The 25,216-nt window shown below is 47.2% G+C and carries 22 protein-coding genes and 1 riboswitch; of the genes, 11 read left to right on the forward strand and 11 right to left on the reverse strand.

Translation table 11 applies throughout. The annotated features are described in order from the left end of the window. Positions 1-9 precede the first annotated feature (9 nt). Positions 10-1,173: a mannonate dehydratase gene (gene uxuA, locus IEX60_RS22145; protein WP_188753583.1), complete on the reverse strand. Its 1,164-nt coding sequence runs from the start codon at positions 1,171-1,173 to the stop codon at positions 10-12. Positions 1,174-1,349: 176 nt separating this feature from the next. Next, a complete protein-coding gene (locus tag IEX60_RS22150) occupies positions 1,350-2,171 on the reverse strand; it encodes an SDR family oxidoreductase (RefSeq protein ID WP_188753584.1) in 822 nt (273 codons plus the stop codon). Positions 2,172-2,423: 252 nt separating this feature from the next. Between IEX60_RS22150 and IEX60_RS22155 the strand changes: the two genes are divergently transcribed. From IEX60_RS22155 to IEX60_RS22165, 3 genes are all read left to right on the forward strand, one after another. Continuing rightward, a complete protein-coding gene (locus tag IEX60_RS22155) occupies positions 2,424-2,708 on the forward strand; it encodes an HU family DNA-binding protein (RefSeq protein ID WP_188753585.1) in 285 nt (94 codons plus the stop codon). A gap of 36 nt (positions 2,709-2,744) precedes the next feature. Next, a complete protein-coding gene (locus tag IEX60_RS22160; protein ID WP_188753586.1) occupies positions 2,745-3,584 on the forward strand; it encodes a tetratricopeptide repeat protein in 840 nt (279 codons plus the stop codon). A 317-nt stretch (positions 3,585-3,901) separates the two neighbouring features. Further along, positions 3,902-5,455: an Rne/Rng family ribonuclease gene (locus IEX60_RS22165; RefSeq protein WP_188753587.1), complete on the forward strand. Its 1,554-nt coding sequence runs from the start codon at positions 3,902-3,904 to the stop codon at positions 5,453-5,455. 26 nt (positions 5,456-5,481) lie between these two features. On the opposite strand, the gene miaA is transcribed toward IEX60_RS22165, so the two are convergent. Together miaA and IEX60_RS22175 are read right to left on the reverse strand one after the other, a co-directional pair. Then, positions 5,482-6,378: a tRNA (adenosine(37)-N6)-dimethylallyltransferase MiaA gene (gene miaA, locus IEX60_RS22170; RefSeq protein WP_229717717.1), complete on the reverse strand. Its 897-nt coding sequence runs from the start codon at positions 6,376-6,378 to the stop codon at positions 5,482-5,484. Then, positions 6,375-7,178 carry a hypothetical protein gene (locus IEX60_RS22175; protein WP_188753588.1) on the reverse strand — a complete coding sequence of 268 codons (804 nt, stop codon included), beginning with the start codon at positions 7,176-7,178 and terminating at the stop codon, positions 6,375-6,377. The genes miaA and IEX60_RS22175 overlap by 4 nt, the downstream gene beginning before the upstream one ends. 250 nt (positions 7,179-7,428) lie before the next feature. Here IEX60_RS22175 and IEX60_RS22180 point away from each other — a divergent pair, with 250 nt between their 5' ends. Both IEX60_RS22180 and radA read left to right on the forward strand, forming a co-directional pair. Further along, positions 7,429-9,210, forward strand: coding sequence for a serine hydrolase domain-containing protein (locus IEX60_RS22180; protein WP_188753589.1), 1,782 nt, complete (start codon positions 7,429-7,431; stop codon positions 9,208-9,210). An 8-nt stretch (positions 9,211-9,218) separates the two neighbouring features. Continuing rightward, the gene (gene radA, locus IEX60_RS22185) at positions 9,219-10,598 is read left to right on the forward strand and encodes a DNA repair protein RadA (RefSeq protein WP_188753590.1); all 1,380 of its coding nucleotides are present in this window, start codon (positions 9,219-9,221) and stop codon (positions 10,596-10,598) included. 1 nt (position 10,599) lies between these two features. Here radA and IEX60_RS22190 read toward each other — a convergent pair whose 3' ends face one another. The 5 genes from IEX60_RS22190 to IEX60_RS22210 form a co-directional block, all read right to left on the reverse strand. Then, positions 10,600-10,968 (reverse strand): YccF domain-containing protein, encoded by a 369-nt coding sequence (locus IEX60_RS22190; RefSeq protein WP_188753591.1) that lies wholly within the window; start codon positions 10,966-10,968, stop codon positions 10,600-10,602. Positions 10,969-10,971: 3 nt separating this feature from the next. Then, positions 10,972-12,357 (reverse strand): histidine--tRNA ligase, encoded by a 1,386-nt coding sequence (gene hisS, locus IEX60_RS22195; RefSeq protein WP_188753592.1) that lies wholly within the window; start codon positions 12,355-12,357, stop codon positions 10,972-10,974. A gap of 134 nt (positions 12,358-12,491) precedes the next feature. Next, the gene (gene rnc, locus IEX60_RS22200; RefSeq protein WP_188753593.1) at positions 12,492-13,223 is read right to left on the reverse strand and encodes a ribonuclease III; all 732 of its coding nucleotides are present in this window, start codon (positions 13,221-13,223) and stop codon (positions 12,492-12,494) included. A gap of 14 nt (positions 13,224-13,237) precedes the next feature. After that, positions 13,238-14,491, reverse strand: coding sequence for a beta-ketoacyl-ACP synthase II (gene fabF / locus IEX60_RS22205; protein WP_188753594.1), 1,254 nt, complete (start codon positions 14,489-14,491; stop codon positions 13,238-13,240). A gap of 27 nt (positions 14,492-14,518) precedes the next feature. Continuing rightward, positions 14,519-14,755, reverse strand: coding sequence for an acyl carrier protein (locus tag IEX60_RS22210; RefSeq protein WP_079717265.1), 237 nt, complete (start codon positions 14,753-14,755; stop codon positions 14,519-14,521). A gap of 317 nt (positions 14,756-15,072) precedes the next feature. On the opposite strand from IEX60_RS22210, the gene IEX60_RS22215 reads away from it, so the two are divergent. The 3 genes from IEX60_RS22215 to IEX60_RS22225 all read left to right on the forward strand — a co-directional run bounded on the left by IEX60_RS22215 (position 15,073) and on the right by IEX60_RS22225 (position 17,793). Then, complete coding sequence (locus tag IEX60_RS22215; RefSeq protein ID WP_188753595.1) at positions 15,073-15,495, forward strand: IPExxxVDY family protein; 423 nt, start codon at positions 15,073-15,075, stop codon at positions 15,493-15,495. 69 nt (positions 15,496-15,564) lie between these two features. Beyond that, on the forward strand, positions 15,565-16,998 hold the full coding sequence (pyk, locus tag IEX60_RS22220; RefSeq protein ID WP_188753596.1) for a pyruvate kinase: 1,434 nt from the start codon (positions 15,565-15,567) through the stop codon (positions 16,996-16,998). Positions 16,999-17,064: 66 nt separating this feature from the next. Further along, positions 17,065-17,793 carry a TylF/MycF/NovP-related O-methyltransferase gene (locus tag IEX60_RS22225; protein ID WP_188753597.1) on the forward strand — a complete coding sequence of 243 codons (729 nt, stop codon included), beginning with the start codon at positions 17,065-17,067 and terminating at the stop codon, positions 17,791-17,793. Between the two features lie 3 nt (positions 17,794-17,796). On the opposite strand, the gene IEX60_RS22230 is transcribed toward IEX60_RS22225, so the two are convergent. Then, complete coding sequence (locus tag IEX60_RS22230; protein WP_188753598.1) at positions 17,797-18,129, reverse strand: hypothetical protein; 333 nt, start codon at positions 18,127-18,129, stop codon at positions 17,797-17,799. A gap of 202 nt (positions 18,130-18,331) precedes the next feature. On the opposite strand from IEX60_RS22230, the gene IEX60_RS22235 reads away from it, so the two are divergent. The 3 genes from IEX60_RS22235 to metE all read left to right on the forward strand — a co-directional run bounded on the left by IEX60_RS22235 (position 18,332) and on the right by metE (position 23,585). After that, a complete protein-coding gene (locus tag IEX60_RS22235; RefSeq protein ID WP_188753599.1) occupies positions 18,332-20,143 on the forward strand; it encodes a sensor histidine kinase in 1,812 nt (603 codons plus the stop codon). An 11-nt stretch (positions 20,144-20,154) separates the two neighbouring features. Continuing rightward, entirely contained in the window at positions 20,155-20,847 is a 693-nt protein-coding gene (locus IEX60_RS22240; RefSeq protein ID WP_188753600.1) for a response regulator transcription factor, read from the forward strand. Positions 20,848-21,041: 194 nt separating this feature from the next. Next, positions 21,042-21,147, forward strand: a riboswitch (SAM riboswitch). A 116-nt stretch (positions 21,148-21,263) separates the two neighbouring features. Beyond that, the gene (gene metE / locus IEX60_RS22245; protein WP_188753601.1) at positions 21,264-23,585 is read left to right on the forward strand and encodes a 5-methyltetrahydropteroyltriglutamate--homocysteine S-methyltransferase; all 2,322 of its coding nucleotides are present in this window, start codon (positions 21,264-21,266) and stop codon (positions 23,583-23,585) included. 50 nt (positions 23,586-23,635) lie between these two features. On the opposite strand, the gene IEX60_RS22250 is transcribed toward metE, so the two are convergent. Next, the gene (locus IEX60_RS22250; RefSeq protein WP_188753602.1) at positions 23,636-25,177 is read right to left on the reverse strand and encodes a YifB family Mg chelatase-like AAA ATPase; all 1,542 of its coding nucleotides are present in this window, start codon (positions 25,175-25,177) and stop codon (positions 23,636-23,638) included. Positions 25,178-25,216 lie beyond the last annotated feature (39 nt).

Here is a 25,216-nt window from a genome sequence, read left to right on the forward strand (position 1 = left end):
CTGATTCGATTATTGTCCGAGAATTCCCAATTCCAATCCCCTTAGCTCTGCCAATCCCCGCAGGCGGCCGATGGCTGAATAGCCGGGAGCTGTCGTTTTATCAAGATCATCCAGCATCTGGTGGCCGTGGTCGGGCCGGAAGGGTATGGGGTCCGTCCGACGCTGGTTTTCGGCGATCAGTGCTTTCATGACCGCATACATATTTACGTCACCATCCAGGTGATCGGCCTCGAAAAAGTTACCCTGCTCGTCCTTCCTGACGTTGCGCAGGTGTACAAAGTAAACGCGTTCCTTCACCGCCTCGAAAATAGCCGGAATATCATTCGAAACCCCCGCACCCAATGAGCCCGTGCAAAAGCAGATGCCGTTGAAAGGCTTATCCAATTCGCGGATGATATACGATAGGTCTTCCTGGTTGCTGGCGATGCGCGGTAGTCCCAAAATTGGATAGGGAGGGTCATCCGGATGGATCGTCATCCGGATCCCGTTTTCTTCGCAGACGTCTGCAATGGATGACAGGAACCAAATCAGGTTTTGTCGCAGTCCGTCGAAGCCGATAGCGGCGTATTCGCGTATACTTTCCCGAAGCTCTTCCAGTTCGATGCTTCGCTCGCCGGGAATGCCCATCAACACGTTGGTGCTTAACAGTTCAATCTGCTCAGGCGTATACGCTTCAAATCTTTCTTTGGCTTCTGCTTGTATGGTCTCGGGGTAATCAGCCGCGGCTCCTTCCCGTTGTAGGACAAATAGATCGAAAGCAGCCAGGTCATTCCAATTAAAATACAGCGCCTTTGAACCGTCTTGCATCGTTAAATCAAGCTGCGTGCGCGTCCAGTCCAGCACAGGCATGAAATTGTAGCAAACGGTTTTAATTCCCGCTGCCGCCAGATTACGTAGGCTCTGCCGGTAATTGTCAAGATAAGGTTGTGCATCTGACCTACGGGTTTTGATGGCTTCATGCACCGGTACGCTTTCCACGACGCTCCAGGTGAGTCCCGCCGCTTCAATTAACGACTTGCGCTCCTGGATGTCTTCCAGCGGCCATACCGCTCCGTGTGGAATGTGGTGAAGAGCCGTCACGATACCCGTTGCTCCGGCTTGTTTGATGTCTTGCAGTGATACCGCATCTGCGGGACCGTACCACCGCCATGTTTGTTCAAGTTTTTTTGTCATGGTATTTTTATTGGCCTTCAGCTATCGGCTGTCAGCTTTGTTCTAACTTGTTATGCTTGTTTCCTGGCTTACCTTTTTTGTCTACCGATCACTCATCACCGATCACTCATCACCGATCACTCATCACCGATCACCGACCACTCATCACCCCTACCGATGACCGATCACTATCTCTATCACACTCCGCTCCATGCATTAAAACCGCCATCTACCAAAATAGTTTCTCCCGAAATAAAACCGGAAGCGTCACTCAATAGAAAAATCAGTGCGCCGGTCAGCTCTTCGGGGCTTCCCAGTCGACCGTATGCTGTATTGTTTACGAAACGTTGGGCGCGGTCTGTATAAGACCCATCGGCATTGGTAAGCAAGGTGCGGTTTTGCTCGGTAAGAAATACACCCGGTGCAATGGCATTAACCCGCACTTTATCGCCATACCGTTGGGCCAATTCCACAGCCATCCATTTGGTGTAACCTTCGATTGCACATTTGGCCAGGTTGTACCCCATCACACGTGTGATAGCTTGCTGTGCGGCCAATGAGGAAATATTTACAATGGATCCCTTTCCTTTTTCGGCAATGACCCGGCCAAAAATATGGGTGGGAATCACCGTGCCGAACAGGTTGAGCTCTACCGCCTTTTGTGTATCCGCGATGTTGCTATCGAATAGGTTCTGCTCGGGCCCGATGGTAGCCCCGGGGATATTGCCTCCCGCTGCATTCACCAGGCCGTCTATCGTACCCCATGCATCCAAAATTTCGTCCTTTGCTTGATGGATCGCCTGCTCATTCAGCACATCGGTAATGACGGCCATGGCTTCTCCACCCTGTGACCGGATAGCAGCTACCCGTGCGTCTGCCCGTTCTTTATTGCGCCCGAGCACCGCTACCTTGGCTCCCGCCGCTGCGGTTGCCAAAGCGAACGACTCGCCCAAAACGCCGGTAGCGCCGGTAATCACTACTACTTTCCCTGCCAAAGAAAACTGTTGTATTCCATCCATACTACTTAAATAAGGTCTATATCGTATTTAATCCTCCAATATTAGTCAAAAATGAGCTGAACCTTCTTACTTTTTTGACAAATATCTACGAAAACGTTGTAGCGCTTTTGACCCCTAAAAATGAGGAAAAGGACTCGTTTACAAAAAATTAACAATTTTATTTTAAGATATCGTTTTAAAGCAATACTTTTGCATCCCCAACATTGGAGAGGCTTATGTCTTGAAAAATAATTAATTACAAAAAATATAGATATGACTAAGGCAGAAATTATCGCAGAAATCGCTAACAAAACTGGGTTAGAGAAAGTAGATGTTCAGGAAACGGTTGAAGCTTTTTTTAAAGTAGTAAAGGGTGCAATGATTGGGGGAGAGAATGTCTACGTGAGAGGGTTTGGTAGTTTTGTAGTGAAAAAAAGAGCTGAAAAGACCGCTCGTAATATCTCAAAAAACACGGCAATTATCATTCCCGCACACTACGTGCCGACCTTCAAACCCGCCAAGACATTTGTTGAAAAAGTAAAATCTGGCAATAAATAAGCTTCTGCCTTAACGACAGCAATGTAGCGTACCGTCATGCAGCAAAAGACCAAACAAATCGTCGCCATTACCTCCATCGTCGTTGTGATGGGGCTGTTATTGGCACAGCCGATTAAAGGATTGGTCAATGATGATACAGCTGCTGCTTCTGCTTCCGGGGATGCGTCATCATCGGGAGTGACCATGGAAAGTGTTTCGCTACAGGCTAAACAAGGGCTCAATGCCAGTATCCTTCAGGAAATATCGTCGATCGAGTCACAGTTGCCAGACGCTTCGGGACCGGATAAAATCAAGCTGTTGCAGCAGCTTGCAACGGAGTGGGACGATGTAAACCGACCAGCCCCGCTGGGGTTTGTTTATGAGGAATTGGCTAAACTCGATCCGAAATTTGATTATTGGCTAAAAGCTGGGGATGCGTACCGGGCTGGATATGCCAATTTGCAGGATACAACCGTGGCGAGAGCGCTGAATGGATACGCGATCAATGCCTACCAAAAAGCACTCGAATTAGATGCAGACAATCTGGATGCCAAGACAGGGTTAGGCAGTGCCTATGTGAGTGGTACCGATAACCCAATGGCTGGAATTGCGCTGCTTCGGGAAGTGGTGGAAGCGAATCCGTCTCACATTGGTGCGAACAAATCGCTGGGCTTGTTTTCGATGCAGTCACGTCAGTTCGATCGGGCTATTGATCGGTTTAAAACCGTGGTATCGATAGAACCGGATGCTGAATCTTATTTTTACCTCGCAACAAGTTACGAAAATATTGGGTTGAAAAAAGAGGCGATTGCTGCCTTTGAAAAAAGCAGGGATCTTGCTGCTGATCCAACCCTCACTCAGTTTATCAATCGGAAAATAGATGAATTGAGCAAATAATCACATTTAATTTATTCATTAAAAAAATTAGCTATGCCAAGCGGAAAGAAAAGAAAAAGACACAAGATGGCTACCCACAAACGTAAAAAACGTTTAAGAAAGAACAGGCACAAGAAAAAATAGTTTTTTCTGTGGACTGATAGGAGCCCACTTCTGAAATGAGGTATATAAATGAGCGTGATTTTCACACAATCGAACTCTGCCTCATAACGTTAAACAGAAGAAATAAAAGGGCATTTCAAACGTATTTTTATTGTTTTATTCAAAGCAGGTGGCCGTCCCGTGGCTGTTGCCTGTTTTGCAAAAGGAAATAGCTGTTGGTAAAGGAGTTGATCATCGATGCAGCTCCCGACAAGGGAGTTACTATCGCTTTACTTCAGGACAAACAGCTTGTAGAGCTCAATAAGGAACAGGCAAACAACAATTACGCGGTAGGCGACATCTACCTGGGTAGGATCAAGAAAATCATGCCCGGCCTTAATGCCGCATTTGTGGATGTTGGATATTCAAAAGATGCGTTCCTGCATTACCTGGACTTGGGTCCCCAAGTCCAATCGCTCATCAAGCTTACCAAGCTGGTAAAGAATGGCAGTTACAAGGAAAAGCTGCTCGATAGTTTAAAATTAGAAAAGGACATCAACAAAGCAGGTAAAATTTCTGAGGTATTGACCCGGAATATGCTGTTGCCTGTCCAGATTGCCAAGGAACCCATTTCTACCAAGGGTCCGAGGTTGAGTTCGGATTTATCCATTGCCGGAAGATATGTTGTCTTAGTACCGTTTTCAAGCGCGGTATCTATCTCCAAGCGTATTAAAGGTAATGCGGAACGTACCCGGCTCAAAAAAATCGTAGAGAGTATTAAACCCGCTAATTTCGGAGTCATTATCCGTACGGTTTCGGAAGGCAAAGGAGTTGCTGAACTGCAAAAGGATCTGTTGGATGTGATTTCTAAGTGGGAGGTGCTGACCAATCGGCTTCGGTTGGCCGAACCCACACAGAAAGTGCTGGGTGAGATGGACCGAACTTCGACCATCTTGCGGGACATCCTGACGGATGAGTTTTCACACATTTATGTCAACGATCAGGCAATCTTCGAAGAGACACGGTCTTATGTGCAGGAGATCTCTCCTGATTTGGAAAAAATAGTGAAGCTTTACAAGCACCGTGAACCGATTTTTGAGCACTTCGGGGTAGAACGTCAGATTAAAGCTGCTTTTGGTAAAACGGTAAACCTGCATGGAGGTGCTTACCTGGTGATTGAGCATACGGAGGCGCTGCACGTCATTGATGTCAACAGTGGAAACCGTACGGCCAATAAAGAAAACCAGGAAGAAAATGCGTTGCAGGTGAACATGGAGGCAGCTAAAGAGATTGCCCGTCAGTTGCGGCTGCGTGATATGGGAGGGATTGTGGTCATCGACTTTATCGATATGCACAAGCCGGCCAATCGCAAGGAGCTGTATGCGTACCTCAAACAATGTATGGCTACCGACCGCGCACGCCATACGATCTTGCCGCCCAGCAAATTTGGACTGGTTCAGATTACGCGGCAGCGGGTAAGGCCCGAAATGTCGATCGTGACCAACGAAAAATGTCCGGCATGCGATGGCACAGGAGAAATACGGTCGAGTATTGTATTAATGGATGATATCGAAAATAACCTGAGCTTTATTCTACAAGAGCAGAATGAGAAGGATATCACCTTATGTGTACATCCCTATATTTACGCTTACATCACGTCTGGCTTTATTTCCCGGCGGGTGAAGTGGTTTACCAAGTTTGGCCGATGGATTAAGGTAAAGGCGATTGCTTCGTACTACCTCACCGAATTCCATTTTTTCAACGGTAAGGACGTTGAGATAAAATTATAAGCAACACAAATAGGGGGCACCGCCCTCTATTTATTGAAATTCCTGACCACCTCATCAGCCATTTCCTGTATGGTTTTTAACGGCAGCCAATGGATTTTCAGTCCGTCTTTCTCCATTTTCCGGAAATAAGTCATCTGCCGTTTTGCAAAGCGATGTATCGCTGTGTTGAGCCGGGCAAAAAAGACATCGTAATCAAATTCACCACGTAGGTATTGCGTGGCATATTTATATTCCAGTCCGTAGTACAGTAATTTTTCCGGAGGGATTCCACGATCTAACAGGGTTTGAACTTCGGTTAGCAGCCCGTTTTCAAGCCGCTGTTGTAATCGTTCGGTAATGCGCTGCCTGCGTAGTTCGAGCGGCGGGTTGACACCAAACAACTGGGCGGTTATTCGGGGATGGGACTTTGCCGGCGTGGGATGATGAAGGCACCACGTGGCGATTTCAATCGCCCGGATCAATCGTTTCCTGGTACGGGTGTCGGCATGGAACCCGGAAGGGATAGGAAACGCGTGCAACGTTTGCAGCAATGTATCCGTGGATAGTGGGTCAAGCGTATGCCGAAGGATAGGGTCTACGGGCACGAAGCTGTATTCAAAGGGTTGCAATACGGATTGGATATACAGGCCCGTACCACCGCAGAGAATCGGTTGCTTGCGCTGCTGTTGGAGTGTTTGGAGTGCCTGATGGAAGTCGTCCTGATATTGGGCCACGTGGTAGGTTTCCCCGGCATTGCGGATGTCAATGAGGAAATGGGGGATATCGCCATAGTCATCCAAATCCTTTCCCGTGCCAATATCCATATCCCGGTATACCTGTCTTGAATCCGCACTGATGATGGCGCCGTTTATGCGTTTAGCTACTTCTATAGCCAATTTCGTCTTGCCAGACGCCGTGGGACCAAGAATCACCAACAGTTTCACGGCGATACCTTGATCAATTTAATGCTACCGCTGTTTTGAATAGGAGTATATCCCTGTGTTTTCCGTGCGTGAGGGGGCACCTTTTTGATTTCTTCGGGCAGTGTATGTTCATCGTACCTTTGCTTGGTATGGGTATTTATCCAAAACCGTTGCGGTTCGGTTTCACCGGCGATGGAGAAGCCGATTTTGCGGTAACTATCACCATCGGACCAGTCTTTATCTGCATAAGTCATGATATCCCCCGGGTGGAATGCCTGTTGGAAGGCGTCAATTAGTTTGCTGAATCCGCCGACGACTTGTACGCCTTGTTTGTGACAAAAACGGAGTAGCTCAAAAGATCGGTAGTCGTCCGGTTGATTGTTCATTTTCCGGCCGCCGCTGAATACGGCAATTGCCACTAAATCACCTTTATGGAATAATCCGTAGCGGTATTTACCGGGTAGCGCCACCTGTAGGTGATGCGCTTGTTGGAAAGCCATGGCAACCCCCTTATCGATGCGGGCCGCTACGGTATCCCGGGCGTATATTCGCTTTGCTTTCCCCGCTAATGCGGCAATCCGGTTGAGCAGGAGGTCTGGTCGCGTGATCCATAGATCTTCGTCAACATGGATGCAGCGGGTGTCCGTATCCACCTGTATACGTTTGTCGGAATCAGACAGGTAGTAGACAATGCTAACCGGCGTTTCATTTGCAGATAACAAGCAGGCTGTTTCTGACAGGGCGTGCAGATTAAATTCGGTATCCAACTTATTTTGCAGCTCTGTGAGGAATTTATAGAACGAACTGTTGACGTTAAACATGGACCATAGGTAATTGATTCGCAAACTTAAGATAAAATTGCGTTCATATGCAAGTTGGCGTGTACTACTTTTCTGTTTTCTCAAAAAAAAAGCAGCGTCGCACGCCGGCTTTCTTAGCAACTTAGTGCCTTTGCGGGATACGTTTAGGACGCAAAGATTCGCTTCGCGAGCAACAGCGGATCACTTTCGATGAACACAAAATTTGCAAGAGATCCCTGTTTTTTGCGCAAATTATCGATATTCGTATAATATGAAGAAAATCCTTGTGGCGATGGGTGCCTTTTTGGTTTGTCTTTGTGGTAACCAAGCTCTTTATGCACAACGACAGGCCCCACAGCCCAACCTGACTGTCTTATTGAACAACTATACCCGGCTAATTCCATTGCGGGATTTGGGAAACCGGGATATCGCGTATATGGGTAACCTGACTGTACCTGCTTTTGTAACAGTGGCCGATATGTTGGAACGATACGCACCGGTAACCCGTTTTGCACTACCCGAAAATGCGGATATGTATCACGACCTGGATGAACAACTGAAGTTCCATAACACGCTCATTGTGGGGTTAGCGTCTGCGGATTTGGCTAACAAGCGCTTGCTGCAATTTATTTCGACACAGGCCGTGGGCAAACAACTAATTCTAACGGTTTTCGGCGCGGGGACCAGGCTGCAAGAGCTGGATTTTGTGCACTATCCGATCTTATGGAACCCTGAGTTATCGGAACTTTCTGCACGTAATGCTGCCATGTCTGTATTCGGTGGTTTAGCCTGTACTGCCCGATTGCCCCAATCCTTTTCTGCGCGGTATGCGGTCGGTGCTGGTTTTACCACAGAACAAACCCGCCTGGAGTATGCCAATGCAGGAGTTATGGGCATTGATGCCAGGCGTTTGGAAGCAAACATCGACGCAATAGCGGAGGAGGCTATCCGGGAACGTGCGACCCCGGGCGCCGTAATACTGATTGCAAGAGGAGGGAAGGTGATTTTCGAAAAAGCTTACGGACATCATACGTACTCAGGCAGCACGCCTACCCGGGTTTCCGATCTTTTCGATATGGCTTCGGTTACCAAAATTACGGCCACAACTCCTACGATCATGCGCCTGGTTGAACGAGGAATCATCAATCTCGACAGTACAATGGGCTATTACCTCCTGCAAGCGCAATCCACCAATAAAAATCGCACCAAGCTACGGGATGTTATGCTGCACGAAGCAGGCTTTATTCCCTATATCCCTTTTTACCGAGAGCTGAAACCAGCGGATCTCAGCACCGACTCCTCAGCGGCTTACTCAGTCAAGGTGGCGGACGGATGCTACATCCGGACCGGGTATTATCAGGACGTGATGTGGCCCACCATGTTGTATTCGAAGCTTAATACACCCGGGACCTATGTGTACAGCGATATCAGTATGTATGTGATGAAGGAAGTAGCTGAGCACCAAACGGGTATCCCCATCCAGGATTACGTTCAACAGGAATTTTACCGCCCCTTGGGCATGCAAACTGCAGGGTATCTTCCCAGGCAACGTTTCCCAAAGGCGCGCATCGTACCCACTGAGAATGACAAGACGTTTCGGAAGACCTTATTACAAGGATATGTGCACGATCAGGGGGCGGCCATGGCAGGAGGCATAGCCGGCCATGCGGGGCTATTTGCCACAGCAAATGACCTGGCTATCTACGGACAATTGTTACTCAATCGGGGGGAATATGGGGGAGATCGGTATTTTAAGGGAGAGACCGTTGATTTGTTCACTTCCAAGCAATCGGCCACGAGCAGGCGTGGCTTGGGATTCGACCGGTGGGATCCGGATACTACTGCACATTATCCTTCAAGGCTGGCATCTGACGCTACCTTTGGGCATACAGGATATACGGGCACATGCATTTGGATTGATCCGAAGGAACAATTAACCTATGTCTTTTTATCCAATCGTGTACACCCTGCGGTGAGCGCCAAGTTGGGCAATCTCAATATTCGGGGAAGGATACAGGACGCGGTTTATGAAGCGATTAATGCGGCGAAATAGGATGTATCATGGCTAAAGCAAAGACTACTTATTTTTGTCAAAACTGCGGATACGAATCGCCCAAATGGCTGGGTAAATGTCCCTCCTGTAACGAGTGGAATACCTTTGTGGAGGAGTTGGTAGAGAAGCAAGCTTCACGGGTGCCCGATTGGCGCGTGGTGCCGAGTGCTGTGAAACGGTCAAGCAAGGCAGCGGCTATTCACGAAATCATCCAAGCGGAAGAAGATCGCAGGGCGACACCCGATAGGGAACTGAACCGGGTATTGGGAGGGGGAATTGTGCCGGGATCGTTGGTTCTGATCGGCGGCGAACCCGGGATCGGCAAGTCGACGCTCATGCTCCAATTGGCACTCAATATGCCAAATACCAAAACGTTATACATATCGGGTGAAGAAAGCGAACAACAACTAAAGATGCGAGCCGAACGGCTCGTCCAGGCGTCTAAGGCCAATTGTTACATTTTAACGGAAACGGCCACACAAAATATCTTCAAGCAGATTGCGGCGCTGGAGCCGCATTTGGTTATCATCGACTCGATACAGACGCTGCACTCCTCACAGATTGATTCGGCTCCCGGCAGCGTTTCCCAAGTACGGGAATGTACAGCAGAACTGCTCCGCTTTGCCAAAGAAACAAACATACCGGTGTTTATCATCGGGCATATCACCAAAGATGGAGCCATTGCGGGGCCGAAAGTACTGGAACATATGGTGGATACGGTCTTGCAGTTTGAAGGCGATCGGCACCACGTATACCGCATGTTGCGTGCGGTTAAGAATCGATTCGGATCAGCCTCCGAACTGGGTATTTATGAAATGCAGGGGACCGGCCTCCGGGAGGTCTCGAACCCCTCGGAGATCTTACTCTCACAACGTGAGGAAAGCATGAGCGGCATTGCGATTGCGGTACTATTGGAAGGACTACGGCCCATGCTGATTGAAGTGCAGGCCTTGGTGAGCACTTCTGCATACGGTACTCCCCAACGTTCTTCCACGGGGTTTGATACCCGGCGGATGAATATGCTGCTGGCTGTACTCGAAAAGCGCTTCGGATTCCGGTTGAGTGCACAGGATGTTTTTCTGAACATCGCCGGTGGCATACGTGTGGAAGATCCGGCCATCGACCTGGCAGTCATCGTTGCCCTGATCTCATCGCAGCAGGATATACCGGTTCCGGCAACCGTTGCCTTTGCAGGGGAAGTGGGGTTATCTGGCGAAATACGTGCCGTTAACCGTATCGAACAGCGTATTGCGGAGGCAGAGAAACTCGGTTTTGAAACCATTTACATCTCCAAATACAACACCAAGGGGCTGGACGGCAGCAAGTATGGGATACGTATCAAAGCAGTAGCTAAGGTAGAAGCGGTTTTTCAGGCGGTTTTTGGCTAATTTAGTTGATAGCTTTGCCGAAAGGTGTGAAGGCCAAGGCCATCAGCTTGAAATGCTGCCTTCCGAAGGGAATGCCGATGATCGTAATGCAGAGCAATAAGCCAAATACAAAATGGGTGAGGGCAACCCATATTCCGCCGAAAACAATCCAAAGGATATTCATGAGTGTGTACAGACATCCTGTGCTGGAGGGGGTATGGGTAACGACGGTACCAAAGGGCACCAACGAAGCGATAGCTAGCTTGAATAATTGCACACCAAAGGGAATGCCGACAATGGTGAGGCAGAGCAATAGCCCGCCGATGAGGTATTCCAGAAAAATGAGGAAACCGCCAAAAATGATCCAAATGAGGTTGCCCAGGAGATTCATTTTTTACGACGTTAAAAAAGTAAACAGCTTCAGCTCATCCAGTTTCCGTTGTTCGCCTGACTGCATATCTTTCAATGAAAAGACACCGCTTTGTATTTCTTCCTCGCCGATGAGGACCACATAGGGTATTTTTTTTGCGTCGGCATAAGCCAATTGTTTTTTCAGCTTGGCCGAAGCTGGATATATTTCAGCGGCGACCCCCGCCCCGCGCAGTTTTTGCAACAGCGGCAAGGCATACAATTCAGTAAGTTTATCGAAATTACTGAACAATACCCTGGTAGATTGTACGGTACTGGTAGGAAATAACTCCAGTTCTTCCATCACATCATAAATGCGGTCTGCACCGAAAGAAATCCCTACGCCGGTAAGACCTTTTAGGCCAAACATACCGGTCAGGTCGTCGTAACGCCCCCCCCCCCCGATACTTCCCATCGTCACCTCGTTGGTTTTTACCTCAAAGATGCAACCCGTATAATAATTAAGACCTCTGGCGAGGGTGATGTCGAGGTCTATAAAACGGTTGAGCGGATCGGTATGTGCGGTCATTTTTTCTACATAACCCAGCACGATTTCGATTTCGTCGATGCCTCGCATTCCAATGGCGGAGGAAGCAAGCGTATCTTTTAATTGATCAATTTTTACGGCAACAGGGCCTTCCAACTGCATAATGGGCCGTAGTTTTTCGAGGTCCTCGTCTGAAAACCCCCGCTCCAGTAACTCCCTATCGACTCCCTCAACGCCGATTTTGTCCAGTTTGTCGATGGCCACCGTCATGGGAACGAGCAGTTGGGGTTTGCCCAGCACATCGGCAATACCTGATAATATTTTGCGGTTGTTGAGTTTGATGGTGAAATCCATCAATCCCAGGTTGGTCAACGCCTCGTGATAAATGAGGATAAATTCGGCTTCATTGAGCAGGCTCTCTGAGCCGACCACATCCACATCGCATTGATAAAATTCCCGATAACGCCCCCGTTGTGGCCTGTCGGCCCGCCAAACGGGTTGAATTTGGAAACGTTTGAATGGCAGGGTAATTTCATGTTGGTGCATCACCACGTAGCGCGCAAAGGGAACCGTGAGGTCATAGCGCAATGCTTTTTCACTGATATGTGGAGTTAAGGGGGTTGAGGCCCTTTCAGTCAACAGGTCGGCCGGTGCTTTGGCTAAGTAATCACCGGAATTCAGGATCTTGAAGATCAGCTTATCTCCTTCGTCTCCATATTTGCCGGTAAGCGTTTGAAGGTTTTCAAAAGAGGGGGTCTGGATTTCGCGATAGCCGTATTTGGTGAAGACTGTTTTGAGCGTATGGAAGATGTAGTCGCGTTTTTCCATCTCCGTGGGAGAAAAATCGCGTGTGCCTTTTGCCAATGAGGGTTTCACTATTGCCATGGCACAAAGGTAAGGATAGAAATCAGAAGTAGGAAGGATGAGGTATGAAATACGAGGTGGTTTGTGGTCGGTGATCGGCGGTGGGTGGTCAGTGATCGGTGGTCAGTTCGCAAAAATGCAAAAAAGTTAACCAATTAAAGCACATTCAGTACTTCACAGGCTTTTTCGGCGGCTATCTTTTCCGCACTCTTTTTGTTATAATCACGTCCGGTACCGCATACTTCACCGTCTATTACGGCATCGATGGTAAAGATTTTAATGCTATCACCTTCGGCATTTTCAGTCTGCACAAAACTTACCTCTTTGCCCACCTGTTGGCACCATTCGATCAACCGGCTTTTGAAATTGGTTTCGGTTTCTTCCAGTATTTGGATGTCGACGTGCGGCTTAATAATGCGGCTAATCAGAAAATTTTTGGTAAATAAGTAGCCCTTATCCAGGTATATGGCGCCAATGAGGGCCTCGAATGCGTCGCCTAGCAATGACCCCTGTTTATTGGGGTAGTTGATCATGCGGGCATCGTATTGAATTAGTTCATTAAGTCCCAGCTTCCTGGAAAGCTGGTTGAGGTGTGCCCGGCTCACAATTTTTGAGCGCATTTCGGTAAGAAAACCTTCGCCCTTATAAGGATATTTTTTAAAAAGCAGATCGGCAACGACGGAACCCAATACAGCATCTCCTAGAAATTCCAATCGTTCGTTGCTGTTTTTTGTACCGTCTTTTACAGGTACCGCCACCGATTTATGCCGGAATGCCAGCTGGTACAGGTGCAAATTACCCGGTACAAAACCAAGTAAGTTCTTCAGCGCCCTTACGTATCGGCGATGGGATGAAAAATGCAGTTTATAAATATTCAAAATAGGCATCTGATGCCCCAAATTTAAGCTTCGAATTTCTTAAAAATGACGGTGGCGTTGTGCCCACCAAACCCGAAGGTATTGCTCATGGCCGCGTTAACCTGCCGATTCTGCGCTTTGTTGAATGTGAAGTTTAGTTTCGGATCGAGGGTTGGATCGTCCGTGAAGTGATTGATAGTAGGAGGAACTACATCATTTTTCACCGCCAGTATAGAGGCAATAGACTCCACAACTCCAGCAGCACCCAATAGATGGCCTGTCATGGATTTTGTAGAGCTGATGTTTAGCGCATATGCATGATCGCCAAATAACTCTAAAATCGCCATGATTTCACTGGGATCTCCCACAGGGGTAGATGTTCCATGTACATTGATGTAATCAATAGCTTCCTTGGTGAGCCGTGCGTCTGTTATAGCATTTGTCATTGCCAGTCGGGCTCCAAGGCCTTCGGGATGTGATGCCGTGATGTGATAGGCGTCTGCACTCATGCCTCCCCCCACCAATTCGGCATAAATTTTTGCACCACGGGCTTGTGCGTGTTCTAAGCTTTCCAATACGATAGCCCCTGCGCCTTCACCCGCAACAAAACCGTCCCGGTCTTTATCAAAAGGCCTGGAGGCGGTTTGCGGATCGTCGTTACGCGTGGATAGTGCGTGCATGGCATTGAACCCGCCGATACCCGCTTCATTGATAATCGCTTCCGAGCCACCACTGATGATAATGTCAGCGTATCCAGTCCGGATATAATTCAAGGAATCAATCAATGCATGTGTAGACGAGGCACAAGCCGATACGGTGGAAAAATTAGGGCCATGTAGCCCATGTCGCATGGATATGTGTCCGGGGGCAATATCCAGGATCATTTTTGGAATAAAAAAGGGATTGAAACGGGGTGTTCCATCTCCGTTTGCAAAATTGGTCACTTCATCCAAAAATGTTTTCAGACCGCCGATGCCTGACCCCCATATTACACCAATCCGGTTGGTATCCAATTTATCGAATGCCAGCGATGCATCTGCTATCGCTTCATCCGTTGCTGCCAATGCATAATGTACAAATGGATCTACTTTTCGGGCTTCCTTGCGCTCCATGAAATCCTCGGCGTTGAATCCTTTCACCTCACAAGCGAAACGGGTCTTGAACTTTGACGCGTCAAACTTAGTGATAGGAGCAGCGCCGCTTACCCCTTTGATCAGATTGTCCCAAAATACCGGAACAGTATTTCCAATAGGAGTAAGCGCACCTAACCCTGTTACTACTACTCTTTTAAGCTCCATTTAGTATGATTGGCCTAATGAATTTAGTTAGTTAACGTTTTTTTCTAAGTAAGCGATGGCTTGTCCTACCGTGCTGATCGTTTCAGCTTGATCATCGGGGATAGCTACGTTGAATTCCTTTTCAAATTCCATGATCAACTCTACGGTGTCAAGTGAATCCGCGCCCAGATCATTGGTGAATGAAGCCTCCGGGGTCACTTCGTTTTCGTCTACACCTAGCTTTTCAACGATAATTGCTTTAACTCTTGATGCGATATCAGACATGATTTTATAGTTTAATTGTTTAATAAATCTGTGCAAAGAAAAATAAATTTCGGCAAATAGTAAAACGTTTTTGATTTTTAGAATATTATTCAGATTCGTCCCTTGAAACTCAATTATCGTTTTTATATCAAAGATTTAGCGCAATCTTAAAAAAGATGGGCTGACCTCTCATTTATCCTTATATAAATGCCTTACCCTTCTTTTTGTTTTTGTAATTTTTTGCTGTATTATTCTATTTTAATTGCAGCAAAGAAACCGATCAAATTGCTTTAATGCAAGCAAATTTATCTAAGTTTGCGCTGAATATAGAAAATACTTTGAATAAAGTTACATTAAAATATGAATTAGACCTCGATTTTGTCTTGATTGCCATTACCTCTTCTTTAAAAGACTATCGTCTGTGCTACTTTATCAACAAAGTTTCGGGGTTAAGGTTGAGCAAAGCCGAAGATCATGAAATATGGATGCCGCCTCCGGTAGGGAAGGCTTTTTTTAGTCGTTACGCCGATTTCTCGGAAGCATTCGATACGGAATATTACCTGTTGGCAAACAAAGCCGCTGATGGCGGATTTTTGATTCCGGAGATGCGGCACTCGGACTATTTTTTATTGATCCGGAATTTTATTGACGAAGAGGACTTAGCTGCCTTGCAAGATGCCATCGCGGAGATTCCCGAAGTAGTGGTGGCCAGCGAAATATCCCCACAAAAATTGAAATCCAAAGAAAATCTAATATTTTAGCGCCGTATTTACCAAAGTGTATCAATCACACACCATAGAATAAGAAGACAATAAACAAAACGATATTAAATGGAAAAGGTTCAAAAGCGAACTAAGATAGTGGCTACGCTAGGTCCCGCGTCGGCAAAAAAAGAAGTATTAACCAGCATGATTGCCAAAGGAGTCGACGTATGCCGGCTTAATTTCTCGCACGGTAGCCAGGAGGATCACCTTAAGATGATTTATACCATCCGCGAAATCAATCAGGAGTACAATACCAATATCAGTATTTTAGCGGATTTACAGGGTCCCAAGATCCGCATCGGGAAGATGAAGGAGGGCGGTGCGGTGCTTCTGAATGGTGCGCAAGTTGAAATTACGACGAGTGAGCTGATCGGCGACGAGTCCCGGATATACATCACCTACGAAAATTTCCCGAAAGATGTAAAGGAAGGAGAAATCATCTTATTAGATGATGGTAAAATCCAATTGCGGGTGTTGCGCTCCAACCTGAATGACACCGTTTGGTGTGAAGTTGTACATGGAGGTGTGTTAACATCGCGTAAGGGCGTAAACCTTCCCAACACCAAAGTTTCCATACCCAGTCTTACGGAGGAAGATTTGGATAACTTGAATTTTGTACTTCAATACGATGTGGAGTGGATCGGGATGTCTTTTGTGCGTACGGCTGAAGATATCACGCGCCTTAAGGAAATTATTAAGTCCAAAGGTAAATTTGCCCAGGTTATCGCAAAAATCGAAAAGCCGGAAGCCATTGATAACATCGATTCCATCATTGCCGCTACCGATGGGATCATGGTAGCCCGGGGAGACCTCGGTGTGGAAATGCCCATGGAAGACGTACCGGTACTTCAAAAGATGATTGTCAGGAAATGCCGTAACGCGTCCAAACCTGTAATCATCGCCACTCAAATGCTGGAAAGCATGATTACTACCCCCCGCCCTACACGTGCGGAAGTAAATGACGTAGCTAACTCGGTATTGGATGGTGCAGATGCGGTCATGTTGAGTGGTGAGACTTCGGTGGGAGAATTTCCCGAGATCGTGATTGAAACCATGAGCAAAATCATCGTACATGTGGAGCAGACTTCTTATCCCTATTACAGCTCCAAGAAATCTGAACACGAGGGCACCGAATCCATGATACCTGATGCGATTTGTGGTTCATCGGTATACCTGGCTGAAAAGACGGGAGCCTCTGCGATTGTTGCGATGACTTACTCGGGTTATACCGCTTTCGAAATATCCAGCTACCGGCCCAATGCAGACATTTATATCTTTACCGGTAACCGGGTATTGTTAAACACGCTCACCCTATTGTGGGGGGTTAAGACATTCTATTACGATAAATTCGAGAGTACCGATGGTAGTATCCACGATGTAAATACATTGCTGAAATCGAAAAAATTGGTGCAACCGGGGCAGATCGTTATTAATACAGCGTCCACACCGCTGCATAAAAAAGGCAAAACCAATACCATCAAAGTAACCGAAATGGAATAACACATTAGGTAAAAATAAAATATTTCCGGCTTGGGTAGCGTTGATATACTATAAACAGGTAGAGTCATGCGTTTACTCAGTGTCCCCGAGCGACTTGCAACGCCTATACAAGCGTTGTTTTATACCCTTACAAACCGAGAAAAAGCCCAGCTGATGCGCTTAAAAATGCATCAGCTGACCTACTTGGCGGCAAAAGATCTGTTCAACCTCTATTATACCGCCAAAGCGGTGGAACGTTCAGGGGTGCAAGGACTATTTATTGAGACAGGGGTTGCTTTGGGAGGTTCGGCCATCGCCATTGGGTGGGCAAAGCAAAAGCAAAGAGAGTTTAGGTTATATGATGCATTTGGATTGATTCCGCCTCCTTCCGAAAAAGACGAAGCCGATGTACACATGCGATATGAAGAAATCAAAAGTGGAAAATCGAAGGGACTGGGCAAACACCTCTATTATGGGTATGTAGAAAATCTTCAAGCGGTTGTTACCGCCAATTTAGCAAAATACGGTTTACCCATTGAAACCAATCACATTAAATTGATCAACGGATATTTTGAAGACACGCTCTACATCAGCGAACCGGTTGCTTTTGCGCACATTGATTGCGATTGGTATGCATCGGTTATGAGTTGTTTGGTACAGATTGAACCTAATCTGGTACCGGGAGGTAAGATCGTTTTCGATGATTATTACGATTGGTCGGGGTGCCGCATAGCGGTCGACGAATATTTTAGTGATAAAAGTGGCTACGATTTCGCGACCAAAGGCCGGAAACTCCACGTTACGAGGAGCGCTTAATAACTAGTTCGGCATTAGCTGTTTTGCCCGATCTTTCTCTTCCCATTTACGTCCATATTTTTTAGGCAGCTGCGCGGTGCTGTCTGTGGGGTGACGTAGAATAAAAGGGCCAGTGTATGCATTCGGTATGGGCACACAATTATCACCCCTATACGCATTGGGCATGGAAACACAGTTGTCACCGCGATAGCCATTTGGCATGGGATGAGTGGAAAATACCGAATCAGTAAGTGGCACGCGGGTGCGTAGCTGTTTCACTTTCGTGCTGTCTTCCTGGCCGAATGCCATTGCAGCAGGACCCAGCATGGTAACCAGGATGATAAAAAGCCGTTTCATTGGAAAACTATTTATTTTTTTGCTTTATCGAATCTGCACGTTGTTGCACTGTACCCTAAGCGCCGGCGTGGCAGGTTTCATGTAGATTACGAAATTGGTATATCAAAAGTAGCGAAAAAAAACAGCATTGCGCCGTAACTCGCCTTGTTAAAATATGTTAAATGCTGCTTTTTGCTTCCAAGCTTATGTATTTTTGTATGGGATGAAGCATAAAAGTATTGGATTTATTATTGGGTTGATGACGGTGGCGCTCCTGGGAGTGGTAGCCATGCAGTATTTTTTTATCAGGCAATCGTATATCCTAAAAGCGCAATTGTTTGATGAATCGGTGAAAGCAGCTCTCAATGCGGTTGCTGCAAAGGCCGAAAAAAGAGAGATCATGCAATTGGCGGATGCTCAGCGGAAAAACAAGGAAAAGTTAGAAAGGGAGCAACGCAAACTGGAAGAGCAACTCCGTCTAAAAACGGAAATCGAAAAACTTCGTGAAAAGCAGGCTGAATTGCGTTTGGCATTCCTCAAACAGGAAGAAGCACTGAATGAACAGTTTCCCATCGTTATTCCCATTGAAAATAACGAATTTTATGAAACATACCTTAACAATCCGCGGCACCGGCACCTCGTATCAATCGACTATTTGTCAAACATAGTGATTGACAACGGGTTCCAACGGAATGACAACTCCATAGGACTTTCTGCGATGCGTAAAGTTCCCGTAACGAAAGCGAAGGATGACAGTGTACGATACTTCATCCCCATGGGCCCCAGTGCCACGAATGCATCTGGGTTAAATTTCGCGGTAAAAGCCTTTCCTCCCCGGCAGGATCTTAAAATGAATCCGGAAATTGCCCGTAAGGAACAACAGCTTAAATTGCTTCAGGCTAATACCCTGATGGATACCATTGCCATATTAAGTGGCAAAAACCCACAGGTTGTTGAAGATTTTGCTGCGGAAATCGAACTATACAAACGCCCATTGAGTCAACGCATCGATATTGTTTATATCAAAAGCGAATTGGAGAAGGAATTGTCAACTCGGGACATTAACTCCCCCTTTAATTTAGAAATCAAAGATAAAAACACGACTTTATACGCTTTTGCCAACTTTTCCCACGAAAAGCCTTCTCCGCAAAATCTGTATGTTACCGAGTTATTCCGTTCGGACAACGAACGTTCTTCCGGTCGGCTTGCCGTATACTTCCCTAACAAAAGCAACATCCTAATGGGGAACATGACGGTCATGCTGTTTTCTTCCATTGCGCTGTTGTTGGTATTGCTCGGTTGTTTTGCCTATACCATCTTCACGATGCTCCGTCAAAAGAAGATTTCGGAGATGAAAACGGATTTCATCAACAACATGACCCATGAGTTCAAGACCCCGGTGGCTACCATCATGATTGCCAGTGAGTCGTTGCGAGACCCGGAGATCGCCTCTGACCAAATGCGTGCGACCCGTTTGGCCAATATCATATACGACGAAAATATCCGTTTGGGTAATCATATTGAACGCGTGCTCAACATTGCCCGTCTTGAAAAGGACAATCTGAAGTTGGAACATCGTGACATAGATATAAACGATCTTGCACAGGCGGTCGTTGACAGCATGGAGCTGCAGTTGCATAAAAATGGCGCACAGGTGCACATGCACCTGGATGCCGCAGATGCCATCGTCGTGGGAGATGAATTGCACCTATCCAACGTGTTGTTTAATCTGATCGATAACGCGATTAAGTACAGCAGCGAAAGCCCGGACATTACCATCCGGACAAAAAATATCCATAAACACATCCAAATTACGGTAGCTGACCAAGGAATCGGTATGAGCCGCGATCAACTATCCAAAATTTTTGACCAATTTTATCGTATTCCGACCGGAAACCGACACGATGTGAAGGGCTTCGGTTTGGGATTGAGTTATGTGAGCGACATCGTTAAGCGTTGCGGGGGTAAAGTACAGGTGAAAAGTGAAAAGGATAAGGGAACGACGTTTGAAATCATGTTGCCACTTAAAGGATAGGGAAGACCAATATGCAAAAGATACTACTCGCGGAAGACGACCCCAACTTGGGCGACATACTGAAAGATTACCTGGAGCTGAAAGGCAAATTTGATGTTACACTCTGCAAAGATGGAGATGAGGCATTGCGCCAATTCAATAAGGAAAAGTATGATCTCTGCATACTTGATGTGATGATGCCTCGTAAGGACGGCTTCACATTGGGCAAAGATATACGACGGGTTGATGCAGATGTTCCCATAATCTTTGCTACTGCCAAAGGAATGATGGAAGATAAAACCGAGGCATTTGGATTGGGCGGAGACGATTATATTACCAAGCCTTTCCGTGTGGAAGAACTCTTGCTCCGTATTCACGCCCTTCTTAAACGTGCTTCCAAGGATAAGCAAACGGAAGAGGAACTCCCCGATAAATTTCAGATCGGCAATTACCACTTTGATTATGTGGCTCAACAGATCAGTTACAACGGGCACCAGCAAAAGCTATCTACCAAAGAAGCTGAGTTGCTGAGGTTGCTTTGCATTAAGAAAAACGATGTGCTTACCCGTGAGGAGGCTTTACTTAAAATCTGGCACGATGACAACTATTTCAACGGCCGGAGTATGGACGTTTTCCTGAGTAAGCTCCGGAAATATTTGCGCGATGATCCAAAAGTGGAAATTGTCAATGTACACGGCAAGGGATACAAATTGCTGGTAAGCTGATTGAACACGGATAACGGATCTTACTGATCTTCGCAGATGTTTTGTCCAATTTTTCTCTCGGCTTTTGCCGACTGCCGACTGTCAACTGTAAATTACCCATTGATCAAATCCAAGGTGTAATGAAAATACGTGTCATCCGCGTTCCATACACAATTATTTTTGTGAATATCAATATTTATCCCGATATTAGCGCCCGCTTATGGAGAAAGGCAGAGGGAATGGACCCTGTGAAGCCTTAGCAACCTGTCTCCGGACAAGGTGCTAAATTCTACCCGGATAAGGATCAGGGAAAGATAAGCAAACACAACTTACCCTTGTGACCTCTCCCAAAAGCAATCGTTACCCAAAAGAATTGTCTGTTAAATAGACAGGCAAGTTGAGGTGGATTGTATATTAAAAATTACTATTTATACGTTATGTTGAAAACTAACAATCTGGGTTACCCGCGCATCGGTGCCCTTCGGGAGCTAAAAAAGGCTAATGAGGCCTATTGGGCAAAAAAAATCGATCAGCAGGAGCTGCTGCAAGCCGCACGGACCATCCGTGAAGGCAATTGGAAAACCCAACAGGAGGCAGGAATCGATCTGATTCCGTCCAACGATTTTTCATTTTACGATCAGGTATTGGACCTTACGCTTACCGTGGGAGCTATCCCTACACGGTACCAGGGATTTGCACTGGAAGGCCCTTCTTCCTACAATTTGGATTTATACTTTGCGATGGCCCGCGGTTTTCAACAGGGTGGTCTTGATGTGACGGCCATGGAGATGACCAAGTGGTTTGATACCAATTACCATTATATTGTTCCGGAGTTTGTAAAAGATCAACAGTTCCGTCTTACTTCGGAGAAAGTGATCAACGAATTTAACGAGGCAAAAGCCTTGGGTATCGTGACCAAGCCCGTTTTGTTAGGCCCCATCACGTATCTGCTGTTGGGCAAGGAAAAGGAAGCGGGCTTTAACCGGCTTGATCTGATTGACCGTCTGTTACCTGTATACGAGGAAATATTGGCGAAGTTGAGCGAAGCAGGAGCTGAATGGGTGCAATTTGACGAGCCTTTCCTTGCGTTGGATATTGACGATAGAACCCGGGCACGCTATCAGACGGTGTACAGCCGCCTGTCTGCCGCTGCCAAAGGAATTAAACTGGCTGTTGCGACTTACTTTGAATCGTTGCGTGAAAATGCGCAAACGGCACTTGGCTTGCCCGTGCAAGCGTTGCACGTAGACTTGGTGCGCGGTGAAAACCAACTGGATGAGTTGCTGCCCAACGTACCGGCTGGCCTCATCCTTTCCGTAGGCGTGGTAGACGGACGAAACATCTGGAAAAACGACTACGAGGCTTCGCTTAAAAAAATCAAGCAAGCAGTAGATACGTTGGGTGCAGACCGTGTGTGGGTAGCGCCTTCGTGCTCGCTGCTTCACGTACCTTTCGATCTGGATTTGGAAAACAACGAAGAGTCGCTACCGGCTGAGGTGAAAAATTGGTTGGCATTTGCAAAACAAAAGCTTGCGGAAGTAAAGGATTTGTCGGTATTGGCTTCGGGCGATGTGGATGAAAACACCGCTGTACATTTTGAGGCCAACAAAGCGGCACAACAGAGCCGCCGCACTTCTTCATTGATCCATCGCGAGGATGTAAAGACGCGTGTGAAGAACATCACGGATGCAGATGCGCAGCGGACCAGTGCGTTTCCCGTCCGGAAAGCGAAGCAGCAGGCAAAATTCAATCTTCCCGCTTTTGCTACAACGACTATCGGTTCTTTTCCGCAGACCCGCGACGTGCGCAAATGGCGTGCCGACCTGAAAAAGGGAGCCATTACCCAAGAGGAATACGATAAGTTCATTGCTGAGGAAACGGAACGGACCATCCGTTTGCAGGAAGAATTGGATATCGATGTGTTGGTACACGGCGAGTTTGAACGCAATGACATGGTCGAATATTTTGGCGAGCAACTTTCGGGATATGCCTTTACCAAAAACGGATGGGTACAATCTTACGGATCACGTTGTGTGAAGCCGCCGATTATTTATGGCGACGTAAGTCGGCCGGCTGATATGACCGTACGTTGGTCGTCCTATGCACAAACACTTACCAGTCGTCCGGTGAAAGGTATGCTTACCGGGCCGGTAACCATTTTGCAATGGTCTTTTGTACGCAACGACCAGCCCCGGTCAGAAACCACCTATCAGATCGCACTTGCAATCCTGGACGAGGTACAAGCATTGGAAAAAGCCGGTATTAAGATTATCCAGATTGATGAACCGGCCATCCGCGAAGGCCTTCCTTTGCGCAAAGCCGATCATAAGGCCTATCTCGATTGGGCCGTGCGGGCATTCCGCGTATCTTCTTCGAATGTGGAAGATGACACCCAGATCCATACCCACATGTGTTACTCTGAATTCAACGACATCATCGAGCACATCGCGGCGATGGATGCAGATGTAATTACCATCGAGACGTCCCGTTCGCAGATGGAACTGTTGGATGCTTTCGCAGATTTCAACTATCCGAATGATATCGGTCCGGGTGTATACGATATTCATTCACCCCGTGTGCCCAGCAAAGAGGAGATTGTTACGTTGCTGGAGAAAGCTAAGGCAGTTATTCCTGCCGAGCAACTATGGGTCAACCCTGATTGTGGCTTGAAAACCCGTGCATGGCCCGAAACCAAGGCGGCACTCGAAGCCATGGTGGAAGCGGCTAAGACCCTGCGTGGAGTTGCCGAAGAAGTGTAAAGTATATATCCCAAAAGGCCCCGTTGGACCAATCGGCCAACGGGGCCTTTTTATTTGGACCAACTCTCCCGGTCGAGGCTTCGGAGTTGAATGGCTTCAGCGAGATGTGCCGTTTGGATTTCGGCGCTTCCTTCCATGTCTGCGATGGTACGGGATACCCGGAGGATGCGATCATAGGCGCGGGCCGATAGACCGAGGCGTTCCATGGCGGTTTTGAGTAGTGCACGCCCCGACTCCTGGATTTGGCATATTTGCCGTAGGTGTTGGGGGGTCATCTGTGCATTGCAATGGATATGGGGATGTGATGAAAAGCGATTTGCCTGTATTTCGCGGGCGGCGGTGACCCGGTTTCGGATCTGGGCGCTTTTCTCGTTCGGGGTATAAGAAACCAATTCGCTGAAATCAACCGGTGTAACTTCCACATGCAGATCGATGCGATCTAACAGTGGACCTGATATTTTACTTAAGTACTTTTGAATCACTCCTGGATTGCACAGACACGGTTTCTGCGGATGATTGTGGAATCCACACGGACAGGGATTCATCGCGGCAACCAAAATGAAACTTGCCGGATATTCTACGGTAAGGCGGGCACGGGATATTGTCATGTACCTGGACTCCAAGGGCTGCCTGAGTACTTCCAGTACCGAGCGTTTAAATTCTGGCAGTTCGTCGAGAAACAATACGCCGTTATGCGCGAGCGAAATTTCACCGGGTTGCGGGTTGGTTCCGCCTCCTACCAACGCCACATCACTGATGGTATGATGCGGTGCGCGGAAAGGACGCACGGTCATTAAAGAAGATGCAGCACCTAATTTGCCTGCCACAGAATGTATCTTGGTGGTTTCTAACGACTCCTCCATGGTGAGTGGAGGAAGGATAGTGGGAAGCCGTTTGGCCAGCATGGTTTTTCCAGAACCTGGAGGGCCGATCAGGATGGCGTTGTGCCCTCCGGCGGCTGCGATTTCTAAGGCGCGTTTGATGTGCTCCTGGCCGTGCACATCGGCAAAGTCAGTATCATAACTATTGATGTTTTTCTGAAATTCCTCCCGGATATTTACATCGGTTGGTGCGGGAAGGGGAGTACCATTTACCCAATCAATTATCTCTTTGAGATGCCGTGCTCCGTAGACCGCTAGGCCAGGTACCACCGCAGCCTCTTGTGCATTGGCACTTGGGAGCATAATGCCCCGGAAGCCATCACGTGCCGCCTGGACCGCAATGGGCAACGCGCCTTTTACGGGTTGTATGCTCCCATCCAGCGATAGTTCACCAAGCATTAGAAATTCAGTTAATAAGGGAACATTGGCAATCTGCTTGGACGAAGCTAAGATACCGATTGCTATCGGTAGGTCGTAAGAAGAGCCTTCTTTACGGATATCGGCGGGAGCTAAATTGACGACTATTTTTTGCCGGGGCATGCGAAATCCCGAGGCAGACAAGGCGCTTTCAATGCGCCTTAAACTTTCCTTCACCGCATTATCAGGGAGGCCTACGATGTAATATTTAGTGCCCCCAGAAATATTGACTTCAATGGTAACAGTGGTTGCTTCAATGCCGTGAACGGCACTTCCATAGGTTTTGATGAGCATAGGCAGAACATTGATTCTGCCCTAAAGTTACAAAGAAAA

The sequence above is a fragment of the Parapedobacter defluvii genome, assembly GCF_014642075.1.
GTDB classification, from domain to species: domain Bacteria; phylum Bacteroidota; class Bacteroidia; order Sphingobacteriales; family Sphingobacteriaceae; genus Parapedobacter; species Parapedobacter defluvii.

Bases quoted from the DNA above. Each gene is read 5' to 3' on its own strand.
- uxuA (WP_188753583.1), bottom strand. From the start codon at position 1,173: ATGACAAAAAAACTTGAACAAACATGGCGGTGGTACGGTCCCGCAGAT.
- IEX60_RS22150 (WP_188753584.1), bottom strand. From the start codon at position 2,171: ATGGATGGAATACAACAGTTTTCTTTGGCAGGGAAAGTAGTAGTGATT.
- IEX60_RS22155 (WP_188753585.1), top strand. From the start codon at position 2,424: ATGACTAAGGCAGAAATTATCGCAGAAATCGCTAACAAAACTGGGTTA.
- IEX60_RS22160 (WP_188753586.1), top strand. From the start codon at position 2,745: ATGCAGCAAAAGACCAAACAAATCGTCGCCATTACCTCCATCGTCGTT.
- IEX60_RS22175 (WP_188753588.1), bottom strand. From the start codon at position 7,178: ATGTTTAACGTCAACAGTTCGTTCTATAAATTCCTCACAGAGCTGCAA.
- IEX60_RS22180 (WP_188753589.1), top strand. From the start codon at position 7,429: ATGAAGAAAATCCTTGTGGCGATGGGTGCCTTTTTGGTTTGTCTTTGT.
- radA (WP_188753590.1), top strand. From the start codon at position 9,219: ATGGCTAAAGCAAAGACTACTTATTTTTGTCAAAACTGCGGATACGAA.
- IEX60_RS22190 (WP_188753591.1), bottom strand. From the start codon at position 10,968: ATGAATCTCCTGGGCAACCTCATTTGGATCATTTTTGGCGGTTTCCTC.
- hisS (WP_188753592.1), bottom strand. From the start codon at position 12,357: ATGGCAATAGTGAAACCCTCATTGGCAAAAGGCACACGCGATTTTTCT.
- rnc (WP_188753593.1), bottom strand. From the start codon at position 13,223: ATGCCTATTTTGAATATTTATAAACTGCATTTTTCATCCCATCGCCGA.
- fabF (WP_188753594.1), bottom strand. From the start codon at position 14,491: ATGGAGCTTAAAAGAGTAGTAGTAACAGGGTTAGGTGCGCTTACTCCT.
- IEX60_RS22210 (WP_079717265.1), bottom strand. From the start codon at position 14,755: ATGTCTGATATCGCATCAAGAGTTAAAGCAATTATCGTTGAAAAGCTA.
- pyk (WP_188753596.1), top strand. From the start codon at position 15,565: ATGGAAAAGGTTCAAAAGCGAACTAAGATAGTGGCTACGCTAGGTCCC.
- IEX60_RS22225 (WP_188753597.1), top strand. From the start codon at position 17,065: ATGCGTTTACTCAGTGTCCCCGAGCGACTTGCAACGCCTATACAAGCG.
- IEX60_RS22230 (WP_188753598.1), bottom strand. From the start codon at position 18,129: ATGAAACGGCTTTTTATCATCCTGGTTACCATGCTGGGTCCTGCTGCA.
- IEX60_RS22235 (WP_188753599.1), top strand. From the start codon at position 18,332: ATGAAGCATAAAAGTATTGGATTTATTATTGGGTTGATGACGGTGGCG.
- IEX60_RS22240 (WP_188753600.1), top strand. From the start codon at position 20,155: ATGCAAAAGATACTACTCGCGGAAGACGACCCCAACTTGGGCGACATA.
- metE (WP_188753601.1), top strand. From the start codon at position 21,264: ATGTTGAAAACTAACAATCTGGGTTACCCGCGCATCGGTGCCCTTCGG.
- IEX60_RS22250 (WP_188753602.1), bottom strand. From the start codon at position 25,177: ATGCTCATCAAAACCTATGGAAGTGCCGTTCACGGCATTGAAGCAACC.